Origin of the sequence: Bacillus sp. JJ1562, from assembly GCF_036962705.1 — a bacterium.
GTDB lineage: Bacteria > Bacillota > Bacilli > Bacillales > Bacillaceae_L > Ferdinandcohnia.
Genome location: NZ_JBALOQ010000034.1, coordinates 34,486 through 47,210 on the forward strand (window position 1 = coordinate 34,486; position 12,725 = coordinate 47,210).

15 protein-coding genes and 1 pseudogene are annotated in these 12,725 nt (G+C 38.0%); 5 read left to right on the top strand and 11 right to left on the bottom strand.

The window, feature by feature from the left end; genetic code table 11:
* Positions 1-64 precede the first annotated feature (64 nt).
* A complete protein-coding gene (gene abc-f, locus V7097_RS18740) occupies positions 65-1,753 on the bottom strand; it encodes a ribosomal protection-like ABC-F family protein (RefSeq protein WP_335705168.1) in 1,689 nt (562 codons plus the stop codon).
* Between the two features lie 321 nt (positions 1,754-2,074).
* Here abc-f and V7097_RS18745 point away from each other — a divergent pair, with 321 nt between their 5' ends.
* On the top strand, positions 2,075-3,007 hold the full coding sequence (locus V7097_RS18745; protein WP_335705169.1) for a CobW family GTP-binding protein: 933 nt from the start codon (positions 2,075-2,077) through the stop codon (positions 3,005-3,007).
* 233 nt (positions 3,008-3,240) lie between these two features.
* Complete coding sequence (locus V7097_RS18750) at positions 3,241-3,435, top strand: alpha/beta-type small acid-soluble spore protein (protein ID WP_057996587.1); 195 nt, start codon at positions 3,241-3,243, stop codon at positions 3,433-3,435.
* 77 nt (positions 3,436-3,512) lie between these two features.
* Here V7097_RS18750 and V7097_RS18755 read toward each other — a convergent pair whose 3' ends face one another.
* Complete coding sequence (locus V7097_RS18755) at positions 3,513-3,668, bottom strand: hypothetical protein (protein ID WP_335705170.1); 156 nt, start codon at positions 3,666-3,668, stop codon at positions 3,513-3,515.
* Between the two features lie 170 nt (positions 3,669-3,838).
* Here V7097_RS18755 and V7097_RS18760 point away from each other — a divergent pair, with 170 nt between their 5' ends.
* Positions 3,839-4,024, top strand: coding sequence for a hypothetical protein (locus V7097_RS18760; RefSeq protein WP_335705171.1), 186 nt, complete (start codon positions 3,839-3,841; stop codon positions 4,022-4,024).
* A 111-nt stretch (positions 4,025-4,135) separates the two neighbouring features.
* A complete protein-coding gene (locus V7097_RS18765; RefSeq protein WP_335705172.1) occupies positions 4,136-4,354 on the top strand; it encodes a spore germination protein in 219 nt (72 codons plus the stop codon).
* A gap of 32 nt (positions 4,355-4,386) precedes the next feature.
* Here the strand turns inward: V7097_RS18765 and V7097_RS18770 are convergent, their stop codons facing one another.
* The 9 genes from V7097_RS18770 to V7097_RS18810 form a co-directional block, all read right to left on the bottom strand.
* Positions 4,387-4,527: a hypothetical protein gene (locus tag V7097_RS18770; protein ID WP_335705173.1), complete on the bottom strand. Its 141-nt coding sequence runs from the start codon at positions 4,525-4,527 to the stop codon at positions 4,387-4,389.
* On the bottom strand, positions 4,520-6,139 hold the full coding sequence (locus V7097_RS18775; protein ID WP_335705175.1) for an ABC-F family ATP-binding cassette domain-containing protein: 1,620 nt from the start codon (positions 6,137-6,139) through the stop codon (positions 4,520-4,522). Before V7097_RS18775 ends, V7097_RS18770 begins: the two co-directional genes overlap by 8 nt.
* Positions 6,140-6,338: 199 nt before the next feature.
* The gene (locus V7097_RS18780) at positions 6,339-6,683 is read right to left on the bottom strand and encodes a DUF4257 domain-containing protein (RefSeq protein WP_335705176.1); all 345 of its coding nucleotides are present in this window, start codon (positions 6,681-6,683) and stop codon (positions 6,339-6,341) included.
* Between the two features lie 183 nt (positions 6,684-6,866).
* On the bottom strand, positions 6,867-7,826 hold the full coding sequence (locus tag V7097_RS18785; protein WP_335705177.1) for a nucleoside hydrolase: 960 nt from the start codon (positions 7,824-7,826) through the stop codon (positions 6,867-6,869).
* Between the two features lie 110 nt (positions 7,827-7,936).
* Positions 7,937-8,527 carry a cell wall hydrolase gene (locus V7097_RS18790; protein ID WP_335705178.1) on the bottom strand — a complete coding sequence of 197 codons (591 nt, stop codon included), beginning with the start codon at positions 8,525-8,527 and terminating at the stop codon, positions 7,937-7,939.
* Positions 8,528-8,770: 243 nt separating this feature from the next.
* On the bottom strand, positions 8,771-10,156 hold the full coding sequence (locus tag V7097_RS18795; RefSeq protein ID WP_335705179.1) for an aldehyde dehydrogenase: 1,386 nt from the start codon (positions 10,154-10,156) through the stop codon (positions 8,771-8,773).
* Between the two features lie 141 nt (positions 10,157-10,297).
* On the bottom strand, positions 10,298-11,041 hold the full coding sequence (locus tag V7097_RS18800) for a GTP cyclohydrolase II (protein ID WP_335705180.1): 744 nt from the start codon (positions 11,039-11,041) through the stop codon (positions 10,298-10,300).
* A gap of 113 nt (positions 11,042-11,154) precedes the next feature.
* Positions 11,155-11,607 (bottom strand): MarR family winged helix-turn-helix transcriptional regulator, encoded by a 453-nt coding sequence (locus tag V7097_RS18805; RefSeq protein ID WP_335705181.1) that lies wholly within the window; start codon positions 11,605-11,607, stop codon positions 11,155-11,157.
* Positions 11,608-11,697: 90 nt separating this feature from the next.
* Positions 11,698-11,892, bottom strand: a complete 195-nt coding sequence (locus V7097_RS18810) for a hypothetical protein (protein ID WP_335705182.1) — start codon at positions 11,890-11,892, stop codon at positions 11,698-11,700.
* Positions 11,893-12,430: 538 nt separating this feature from the next.
* Between V7097_RS18810 and V7097_RS18815 the strand changes: the two are divergent.
* A pseudogene (locus tag V7097_RS18815) lies at positions 12,431-12,725 on the top strand (hypothetical protein); the annotation flags it as partial.

A 12,725-nucleotide genomic window follows, 5' to 3' on the forward strand; every position in this document is an offset into this window, starting at 1 on the left:
TAACCCCGTCACCTAATAAACTTGAAAAAGTTCAGTGTTTTTAAGCACTGAACTTTTTTTTACTTCATAATTCTCTTTTCTTTTTCATTAATACTAGTAGTTTTTTGTCTAGCTCCTCATACTTATGGTCTCCCTTTGTTAACAATGACAATTGTCCGATTGTCGCATTAATTTCATTTTCGATAAGAAGTATTTCTTCTTCCTTGTTTTGTACAGCTACCGGTTCTGTCTGATCTCTTCGCTGATACTCCTCTAGCCCCATTTCAACCCTTTTTATGACACCATTTTCAAACACAAGCAGTTTGTCACACATTTTTTCAAGGAAATAATGATCATGAGAAACGATAAGAATCGTCCCTTCAAAGGATTGCAGCATTTTTTCAAGAGACTGGCGACTCGCAAGATCAAGATGGTTGGTAGGTTCATCTAAAATTAATATGTCTACTTCATCCAGCAACAATTTAACAAGCTTCACCCTTGTTCGTTCACCATGGCTTAAAGACAAAATCGGCTGATTGATTTTATCAGCATTAAACCCAATGTTTGCAAAAATGGTTCTTGCTTCACTGATCTCGTCTTTTACAGTGAGTCCAACATATTCAATAATAGTCTTCGATTCATCCAAATCAGTTACATCCTGAGACAGATAACCGATTTTCAAGGAATCACTTTTCCAAAGCTCCCCCGTTGAAAGCTCTGCTTCTCCCATCATTACTCGAAGCAAGGTGGTCTTCCCACAGCCATTTTCACCAAGAATGCCAATCCGTTCTCCAAACTTTACATAAAAATGGCTTTTCTGAAACAAAATCCTCTCGCCAAATCTCACCCCTCCATCTTTCACTTCAACAATTCGTTTCCCCCGCTTTTTGTTCTGTTTAAAATGAAATTGAAGTTCCTCTTTTTCCTTTGGCTTTTCGACTTTATTTTTTTCGAGCTCTTTTTCAAGGCGCTTCATTTTTGACTTAATTTGTTTATCCATTTTCTTTGCCTTCACTCGGTAGAATTCCTTAAAGCCCTCTTGTTTTGTTGATTGGCGATGTGCTTTATCTGACCAATTTTGCAAATTGCTCATTTGATTTTCAATTTTTTCTTTGTGCTTTTGTTGAATGTCGTAGAGGTGAAGCTGGCTTAGATATTGTCTTTCCTTTTCCTCATAAAAATTCGTATAGTTTCCTTGATAAATATACGAATCGCCGTCCTCAATCTCAACAATATGAGTAACTGTTTTGTCAAGAAAATAACGGTCATGCGAGATAACAATGATTGCACCCTGAAAAGCTTTCATTTCCTCAATTAGCCACTCTACCCCTTTAAAATCAAGATGGTTCGTCGGTTCATCAAGCAATAAAAGATCTGATTTTGATGTCCAAACACTCGCTAACGATAGCTTTGTTTTCTCGCCACCACTTAAGTGTTCTCCTCTTTCTTGGTCCCAAGTTTGGACTTTCGTTAACCCAAGCTGACTTGTTTGCTCTAAAATGCTTCCTGAAATGATTGCTTCTTCAAGGTCTTGAAGCGCATTTTCAGCGGCCTGTTTTACATAGCCTATTGAAATTGGTCCGGACGGCATCTCGATATTTCCTCTATCCATCGCCAGTTTTCCCGTTAAGATGTTTGCTAATGTGGTTTTCCCAGCTCCATTGTCCCCAACAATCCCAATTCTATCTCCACTTTGAACGTCAAATTCAAGATTATTTAGAATAACTTTATCACCGTAGCTTTTGTGGATCCCACTCAATTTTAAAATCGTCATAAAAAAACCTCCCTAGACGGTATCTAGAGAGGACACATTTTTCCCAACATAAAGAAATGCACATTTGTTTAATGTACAATCGGACATGGAAATGGGCATACGAATCCTATTCTCTAGATACAAATTTTTCGATATTGAAAAATCGGTACGAAAATAAGATTAATTGTACATTGCCCCTTACCCATTCCTTTCGAATTTTGTTAATTTTAGTATATGTGCACCTGAATAATCTGTCAAACCTTTTTGATTATTCACTTCTCTTCCCTGTCCACCATTTTCCGTTATAATAGGAGTAATCATATGAAAGAATGAGGAGTTTTTATGGAAAAAGTTGAGGTTTTTATTCTGTCTGGCTTTTTAGGTAGTGGCAAAACCACTTTATTACAAAATATTCTAACTCAGGAAAAAGACTTAGGTCGAAAAGTAGCTGTTGTAATGAATGAGTTAGGTCAGGTTTCGATTGATTCAAATGCGGTTTCTGAGAATACGCCTCTTAAAGAGTTATTAAATGGCTGTGTTTGCTGTACGATTCAAGGCCAGCTTGAGGTTCATCTTCAAGGTCTATTAAAGGAGCAAGATCTTGATGCCATCTATATTGAAACAACGGGGGTTGCTCACCCAATTGAGGTGTTGGATGCATGTATGTCCCCGCTATTTGCGGACCAATTATTTGTTCAATCGATTGTGACCCTTCTTGATGTGAATCGTTGGAAGGAAAGAGACTTATTAAGTGCACAGCTACAAATGCTCTTACGCGAACAAGTCCGCCATGCTGATGTCTTGTTACTAAATAAAGTCGACCAGTTGTCTGAGATGGAACAAGGAAAAGTCCTCTTTGAAATTCAGTCCATTAACAGTGAGGCAAGATGTCTCCTAACGAAGCATGCTGCCGTGAACCTTAATGATCTTCGTACAATGAAAAAGACCGAGCGCAAATCACACGAACGTGCCCATGTCCAGCTTGATTTGAAGCTAAAAACATTTGTACATACGTTTTCAAATCCACTTGACCTCGACTTATTCGAGGAATGGCTTAGAAAAATGCCTGATACGATTTACCGGATTAAGGGTTATTTAAAGTTTACCCATTCAAATAACACTTATTTGTTCCAATACTCATATGGAACGCCAATTTACTTAAAAGAGCTTATGAATTATAAGCCAACCTTGGTATTTATCGGTGAAAAATTGAATCCGCAATGGATGAAAGCTGAAATGGAAAAGCTTGAAGAAGAAAGTTTGAAGGTAGAATAGCGGATATATACCAGAATTTGGAATATATCGACGCAATTTCGGAATATATTAACCCAAACTTGGACAATATCGACTCAAATTCGAAAAATATCTGCCCAAACTCACAATATTTGTTCCCAAAGCCAAAAAAGCAGTTTGGTCCTATTTCCCAAGCATCATTTCCACAATACGTGACAACTTAAAAATGAGTAATCGTTTGGTTACTCAAAAAACTTTGTCGGGAGTGATGTATCATGGCAAGAAACAAACTATTGGTTCCAGGTGCTGAAAATGCTCTAGATCAAATGAAAGAAGAAATCGCCAATGAGTTTGGAGTTCAGCTTGGTGCAGATACGACCGCACGTGCTAATGGCTCCGTTGGGGGCGAAATGACGAAACGCCTCGTTGCAATGGCACAGCAACAGCTTAAAAACGGTTCGCAACAATAACCATATCCTTAGGAGGCCTTATACGGGCCTCCTTTTATTAAGCATGAATAAAACTACTAAAAAAACCGTCACTTTCCCTAGAAGTGAACGGTTTTTTGATCATATATCATCTCAGTCGACATCATCACAGTTGGTTTTTCCTTTGCCTCAATCGTCCTTACCCCAAATAAAATCATTCCCACAACTAATAGCGCAAATAACAACACAATAATACAATTTTTTACTAATGCCATCTGTCCCACCCTATTTTTTTAGCCTATTTTTATTTGCTTTTTTTCCAACAAAACTATTCTATTCACGATATTCGTTTTTATTCCCAAATATTAAAAAATGATTAAAACATCTTTGATTTTCTCACCATCTCATGAGTGGGACATATAGTGTATCAAAGGAGGGAAATCATTTGGATAAATTTGTTTTCTTATTTGTAGCGTGTATTTTAGCTGGTTTTGCACTGATTCGAGTAACAGCATATGATACCGTTTTAGTGAGCTTACACCCCGTGTTAACCCTAGTTGGTGTCATTACAATTTTCGTCTTTTCATTTGTTCTTATTTTTAGAGGAATTTTAGCTTTATTAGGTAAGTGATAAGCCGTCTAAGGCTTATCTTTTTTGCTTTTTAGGGTTTTGTACCTTTCACATTTCAATAGATGCCATATGCTAGTACTATAAGGATTATGTAAAGCAGGTGCAATGCATATGGCTTCCATCTTTTTAGGACCAATTGAAATTAATAGCAATGAGGGTATCATTATCACTGGTAATTCGTATAATGTTTCGCCTTCAACTACTGGAAAAACAATTGCAGGTTCAGGGTCATTTAATACGGGTTTCAATATTACGACTAATAATGGTGTGAGTACATCCAATACTTATGACCCAGATGGCAGTGACTCGAATATTTCTAAGGACACGTAAAAAACCGTCTCCCGATAAAGGAAGACGGCTTTTTACATATGTCCAGCTTCAACGCCTAACCCCTCGAGGTCACATGCCAATCCATCAAGAAGGTCAAAGTACAACCTTCCCACTGGCTTGTCTTGTGCTTGTCGGGGTTGATCAAGGCGCTTACGCATTTGGTAATTACGCATACATTGCTTCAATTTGTTTTTGAAGCTCAACATTATTAAGGTATTCATCATATGTCATTTCTTTATCAACAAGTCCATTTGGTGTGATTTCAATAATACGATTCGCAATCGTTTGAACAAACTGATGGTCATGGGATGTAAATAACATTGATCCTTTAAACGCAATTAAGCCATTGTTTAAAGCGGTAATGGATTCAAGGTCTAAGTGGTTTGTAGGGTCATCAAGTAGTAACACATTTGAGCCACTTAGCATCATTTTTGAAAGCATGCAACGTACTTTTTCTCCTCCTGAAAGAACGCTAGGCTTTTTCAATACTTCTTCTCCTGAGAAAAGCATTCTTCCTAAGAATCCACGTAGGAAGCTCTCACTTTGGTCATTTGGAGAGAACTGACGAAGCCAATCTACTAATGTTGGCTCATCTCCCCCGAAATACTTAGAGTTGTCCTTAGGGAAATAAGCTTGTGATGTTGTAACTCCCCATTTATAGGTACCACTGTCTGCTTCCATTTCACCCATTAAAATCTTATATAATGTCGTAATCGCAATTTCACTTTTTCCTACAAACGCAAGCTTGTCGCCTTTGTTCATAATAAAGCTCACATTATCAAGCACCTTCACACCATCGATTGTTTTCGTTAGGCCTTCAACGCGTAATAGGTCATTTCCAATTTCACGCTCTGGTGTGAATCCGACGAACGGATAACGACGTGATGATGGTCTAATATCATCAAGTGAAATTTTATCTAATAACTTTTTACGGGATGTTGCTTGTTTAGATTTTGATGCATTTGCACTAAATCGTGCGATAAAAGCTTGAAGTTCTTTAATTTTTTCTTCTTTTTTGCGATTTGCATCCGACGCCATTCTTGAAGCAAGCTGGCTCGATTCATACCAGAAATCATAGTTTCCAACATAGATTTGAATTTTTCCATAATCAAGGTCTGCCATGTGTGTACATACTTTATTTAAGAAATGACGGTCATGGGATACGACAATTACGGTATTTTCAAAGTTAATTAAAAATTCCTCTAGCCACTGGATTGCTTTTAAATCCAAGTTGTTAGTCGGCTCGTCGAGTAATAGTACATCTGGCTTCCCAAATAAGGCTTGCGCTAATAATACTTTTACTTTCTCAGAACCTGTTAGTTCTGCCATTTTTTTCGTGTGAAGCTCCTCAGAAATTCCTAATCCTTTTAAAAGGATAGCTGCTTCTGATTCAGCTTCCCAACCATTTAATTCGGCAAATTCTCCTTCAAGTTCGGCCGCTCTCATCCCGTCCTCATCGGAGAAATCTGGCTTCATATATATTGCATCCTTCTCCTGCATCACTTCATAAAGACGTGCATGTCCCATGACAACTACTTTAAGAACTTCATGCTCTTCATATTCGAAGTGGTTTTGCTTTAGGAAAGCAAGGCGTTCACCCGGTGTCATATGGACATCACCAGTTTGTGCCTCAACTTCACCAGAAAGGATTTTCAAAAAGGTTGATTTTCCGGCACCATTTGCTCCAATCAAGCCATAGCAATTTCCCGGTGTAAACTTTATATTAACATCTTCAAAAAGCTTGCGGTCACCATATCGCAAACTTACGTTAGTAACTGTAATCATGTAGTGTAAATCCTCCATTTCATGTTCACTGCTACTAATTATACCATTTTAATAGGAACATCTCTACTATTGAACCAAATGCGTTGAGTTTCTAGTCTTGTTTCCTTAGTGTATTAATAAAAATGACCCTTTCCACAGGTTTCCTGCAAAAAGAGTCGATTAAAATACATCGCGTTTTTCTTTTATTACTTGTTTTAAATCAAATTGCATCATTGTTCTTATTGTTCTCCTGTTCTTGTTTTGTTTCTGCCTTCAATTCGTTTGGTCGTTCTGCTTGTCTGACTAATTCCACTCTCTGCATGATTCTTTCTCCCCCGTAACCTGCTAAAATCGAGAGGAACACTACACGAAAAATCGATTCTGTGTCGCTCGAAGCTACGACTAATACTGCTGCAACGATTCCAATAATCATTTCTTCTAAGAAGCCGAGGTAGATGAAGCGTTTTGTCACGCGAGGTTTTTCGATTTTCCCCTGTTTTTTAGCATGTCCCAACAACCCCATAGAGCCACCAATAAAGATTGCTAGTACGAGATGTAACAACATGTCATCACCCCCTAAAGTCCAGATTTGTAATGCTTGACCTTAGGCAAATAAAGAAGCTTCCTTATTCACATTATATGCCAAATGTGGAAAAGAAAGCTTGGGTATATTTTCCGAAAATTAAAAATATTTTTCTACTACCAATGTACTATATTTCTGAAATAGTCACGAAAGACCTGTTAAGAACTACCTATCAGTCACACCCATCGTCGAGATCCGAATAAAATCATTTATAAATTGCTCATAATCAAATCGTAATGCAATCCGATCTAAAGTTTCTGGTGGCTCTGCTTCTGGATTCGGACGAAAATCGGCAAGGCTTAGACCTTTTGTTATTCCGAACATTTCTATATTTACTCTGCGAAGTGCATATTGCACAATCGATGGATTCACGATTGCACTAAGTGCAACAACATCATGAAGTGGAGTCCCCTTAATCCCAGGTACATTTTTCTTATAAGCTTCAAAATAATAATCAAAAATAGGCTTTATTAAATTACGAAATGGATTTTTTGTTCCAAATTGGACGATTGTGTCCACCATTTCAGAGGTCAAAAGCGCATTATTAGTGATATTAAGTGGAAAAATAGAAAGGTTTCGTGCATGCTCTACAACAAAATTCGAAGCGATAGGATCCCCATTAAAGTTCGCCTCAGCGACTGGAGTTACGTTCCCTGGAACTAAGAAAGCCCCACCCATTATATAATAACCTTTGACTTTATTCATTACATCTCCGCCAAGATTAAAAGCAATAGCGAGTGATGTCGACCTGCCAACATCGACAATATAAAGTTCATTTTCATAACTCTCGATAATGTTAAAAATTTCATTAAAATTTAATAACTCTGCAGTTGGAAGTGTATTAGGTGGTCGAATAGGTCCGAGACCCTTCGCTCCATGAATTTCCGGGTAATAAGGAATAGCTTCCCCTGTTAACGGCCTCTTCGCGCCTGCAATAATTGGTATATCCATTTTACCTGCAAGGGATAGTAAATATGCCACATTTTGAACGGCTTGTTCCTGATTTACATTTCCATAGCCAGGAACGATGCCTACTATCTCAATTTTTGGGTTGAGCAATCCATACATAATCGCAAGTGTATCATCAATTCCTGGGTCTCCAAAAAACAGTACCTTTGCTGTCATACATTTAGCTCTCCCTTCAATATTTTCATATAATACTCACTATATGTTCTAAATACGCAAAAAAAAACACCCATTTCGATATGAGTCGAAATGGGTGTTTTTCAAATATATTATTTTGCAAAACGGTGATTACCAATAATTGTTGTTACTTCTCTTGACATCATAAATGGGTGGGATGACTTATCTGGATTAAAGAAAAATAAAGATCCATTCCCTTGTCCACGGAATGTAATTGCTTCATCTACTGCACGTTTTGCTTCTTCATCAGCAGGTTGGTTAATTGAACCATCTGCTACTGGGCTAAATGCATATGAACCACCTGGTGTCTTTTCGTATATCACATCTTTAATAGTATCAGGGAATTCAGATGAATCCACACGGTTTAACACAACTGTAGCCACGGCAACTTTACCTGCATATGGCTCACCTTTTGCTTCAGCATGTACGATTCGAGCAAGTAATTCTTTATCTTGTGCTGACACTGATTCTGGAATTTCAAGCTCTTCTCCAGGATAGATCATATCACTTGTACGGTTGTTTATTTCCTTAAGGTTTAATACAGATACACCATACTTCATCCCAAGGTTCCAAAATGTATCTCCTGATTCAACAGTATGAGTTGCTGCCGATGCACTCACACTTGATGCTAATAAAGAAAATGTTAATGCAGCTGCAAATCCAATCTTTTTTAGGTTTTTCATATTTTCATTCCTCCTAGTAGTCGTTGTTTTTGTCCCTACTAGAAGGTTAACAGCTGTAATATTTCGATTCATCGTCCAAAAAGTGGTAGAATGCCAGAGTCTTTGCGTCACCTTGTCTGAAAATATACATGGAAAAAAAATCCTAACTTATAATTCTACCTAAATTTTGGACATGAGGGTAAAATACGGGTTGAATTTTACAAATATCTCAGTAATGTAATAAACGTTTTTGTCATTTTACGGCTACTTCATAATCATTTTTATCAACTTTAACCCATGCTTTGTCGTCGGATAACGGAATGGCAAATCAAATCGTGTTGTTTGCTTCATGATGCCTTTTTCATGCGAAAATACATCAAAGCTCCCTTTCCCATGATAAGCACCGATTCCACTTTCACCTACACCTCCAAATGGTAGATGTGGCGAAACAAAATGATAAACCGTGTCATTCACACAGCCACCACCGAAGGAAATCGACTCAAGGACCTTGTTTTGCACTCGTTCTACCTCTGAAAAAATATACAATGCAAGTGGTTTTGGCCGGTTATTGATTTCATCGATGATTTGCAAAATATCTTCATATTCCATCACGGGTAAAATCGGTCCAAAAATTTCATCCCCCATGATGGGATCCTCCCATGTAATATTTGACAGAACCGTTGGTGCAATCAGGTATTTCTCTGCATCTGATTCCCCGCCATAATAAATTGTTCCACTATTGTAAACAAACGTTTTTAGACGCTGAAAATGCCGATCACTCACGATTTTTGTAAACTGACTCTCCTCACTAAGGGCATTTCCATACAATTCATGAATTGCCTCTGTTAACAGCTTTAAAAACTCGTCCTTCACCTCATGATGGACATATAAATAATCTGGTGCAATACAGGTTTGCCCTGCATTCGTAAACTTCCCCCACGCAATCCGCTTTGCCGCATACTGAAGATTCGCATCCTTGTGGACAATACATGGACTTTTGCCTCCAAGTTCAAGAGTCACAGGCGTTAAGTGCTTCGCCGCTGCCTCCATAATCACCTTCCCTACGGCAACACTTCCTGTAAAAAAGATGTAATCAGTTTTTTCTTTTAAAAGGGCTGTACTGGTTTCAATTCCCCCCTCAACAATTACAATGTATGCCTCTGGGAAATTTTCTCGAATCAGCTTAGTCAGTAATCCTGACGTCTTTGGAGTTAATTCTGAAGGCTTTAAAATCGCACAATTCCCAGCAGCGATAGCTCCAATCAAAGGGGCAAACGCCAGTTGGAATGGATAATTCCAAGGTGAAATAATCAGTACCACCCCATATGGCTCAGGATAGATATAATTTTTACTGCCAAAGCCTGTTATGCTTGTTTTTACCTTTTTCGGCTTTACCCAGTTTTCAATATGTTTTATCATGTAGCGCAGTTCTTCCAATACAAACCCTATCTCCGTTGTATAGGACTCAAACTCAGATTTATTTAAATCTGTATGTAAAGCGGCCATGATTTCTTTTTCATGCGTTTTAATTAGATTTCGAAGCATTTTAAGGGCATCGATCCGAAAAGTAATTTCCTTTGTTTTCCCTGTAGAAAAGAATTCTCGTTGTTTATTAATAAGTGTGCCATAGTCCACTACTGTTTCCTCCATTTCAACAAGACTCTTATATATATTAATAGTACAACACTATACAATTCTCCTCTATTTTTTAACAAAAACAACGATAATACTACTATCCGCATAAAAAAAGGTAAGCCCCGGAATTTAAGGCTTACCTTTTTAATGGAACTATTAAATTGTTGTCAATTTTTCTTTTACAGGGATATGGCCAGACTTTTCAACTTTTGTTGCTAAATACTTTTTGTTGTATTCAGAGATATCCCCCCAAAGTGGGATATGTGTATCTGATAATAGTCCATATTCCTGTAATGCAGCTAATTTTTTCGGATTGTTCGTAATTAACGTAACTGGCTTCGCACGTAACTCAGTGAGAACACGAATCGCATCTTCATAATTACGGCTATCGTCATTAAAGCCCAATGCTAGGTTAGCCTCCACAGTATCAAGCCCTTCTTGCTGAAGGATGTAGGCAAGTGATTTTGAAATTAACCCAATCCCTCTTCCTTCATGATCGGCTAAATAAAAGAGTGCACCACAGCCATTGGATTCGATCATTCTCATCGATTCACGTAATTGGAACCCACAATCACAGCGCTTGCTTCCAAAAATATCACCCGTATGACATATGCTATGCATTCTTATAAGCGCATCATTATCAGTGTCAAAATCCCCGTACACAAGTACAGATGATTGCTGCATGGCTGCTAAGTTGGTTTGAGAAAGTGAGTCTAGCACATCCTCAGAGGTCATTTCATTCTCAACTGTTAACCATGTATACCATTTAAATGTCATGACTTTATCGTCTAACTGAACAGGTAAAGTAACAGGCCCAACTAAGCAGATATCCTGTTCCCCCGGTTGTTGAATCATTTTCATTTTATTTAAAAGAAGGTCCTTCACCTTATTTGAAACCATACTCATTCTCCCTTTCTTACTACAACTACAATTTAAGAATACTCTGCTCTTTATCTTGAAAGTATAGTATTTTTGTAAAAGGGCGGTCAAGTAATATACATTTCAAATATTTTTTATAATTTTTCAGCGTGAAAACCTAGTTTTTTCAAGAGAACCATCATTTCTTCTTTTTCAGAATCAGACAGACCTCCAACAATTTCTTCAATTGCCTCCTGATGCTTTGGAAAAATGGTATCCATGAATTGTTTGCCTTCCTCCGTAATGGACGCCCATGTGACACGTCGATCCTTTGGACAAGCATTTCTTTCAAGGTATTTCTTTTTTTCCAATTTATCCACAACATATGTGATACTTCCGCTAGATAACAAGACCTTTTTACCAATATGCTGAATTGGCTGATCTCCTTTATGATAAAGAAGCTCTAACACGGCAAATTCAGTTAAGTTTAATCCATATCCTTTTACGTCCTCTTCAACCCGCTCATTCACAGTTCGGAATGCTCGAGATAGTATGACAAAAAATTTTAAGGAGAGGTTAGGAACATTGATTTCTTCATTTGCTTCCATACTATCCACCCTTTTCATTATCTTGAATTCAAGATAATTTTACTATTTTTTTAAGGTCTTTGTCAACCTTTGTCTATGACTTATGTCCCATTAACTTCTTGCGACTTCCAAATAACTATACAGCACATCTCCACCATGCAGGGCAATCCCGCGAAAATGCTTGAAATCTTCCCTTTTGACCAATGTCTTTCGAAACTCTAAAAACTGATCATTTTTCACTAAATATTCACTTAGTTCTCCATCTCTTAGCTTATTTAAAATTTCATTTACAAATTGCTCATTCATTGATTACACCTCTAGCTATAATAAGTGTTATAAAAGCTGGATGAAAAGGACCGCGTCGACAAGAGCGCCACATCCTCATGTCTTGTCGACACTAGCACGTCCTGTGCGTCGAAATTTCAAGGCGGTGAAGCTTTGAGTACCTACCGGAGCGAGGCAACTGCTTGAGTTAACATCCTTGCAGCCTTACGCTGAGGAATTGACCTCCCTGAATAAACTAGTAGACTCAAGCGCATAACCTTATTATTCACCAAGTTCTCTAAGCAATGTTTGCGGAAATTCGATGTGTCATTTTCACCGGACTTTTTTAACTTCCTTTAAATTATAGTAGTTCGAAAAATAAGAAACAAGGCTAATACCCATTTATCCTGTGAATCAACACATAATACCCCTTTAGGCATATGATATGTGGGAAATGTCTAGTAGGCATTTATTATGTAGAAGTAAAAAGCTGAAATGAAAATTATTGGTTTTTCGCCCCAAATATTACCGAAGTTGCAGACTTTTTTAACTGGATTAGTACTAAAGAGAGGTGGATTCTATGAAAAATTATCAACACTCTATTAACATGTATGGTGAGCAGCCTGGGCTGGAGACAAATAGGATGGTTCCACACGGACCTCATGGACCTGGTTGCACTTGTGGCCAACATCACGCCCACATGGCAGAACCTGGTATGATAGGAGGATTTAACCCTCAAGGAACTGGTGTTGGACCTATGATGGGTGGATTTGGCCCTCAAGGATCTGGTGGCGGGCCTATGATGGGTGGTTTCGATCCTCAGGGACCATTTGTTTCTCCTGGTATGATGGGAGGTTTTGGCCCTCAAGGATCCG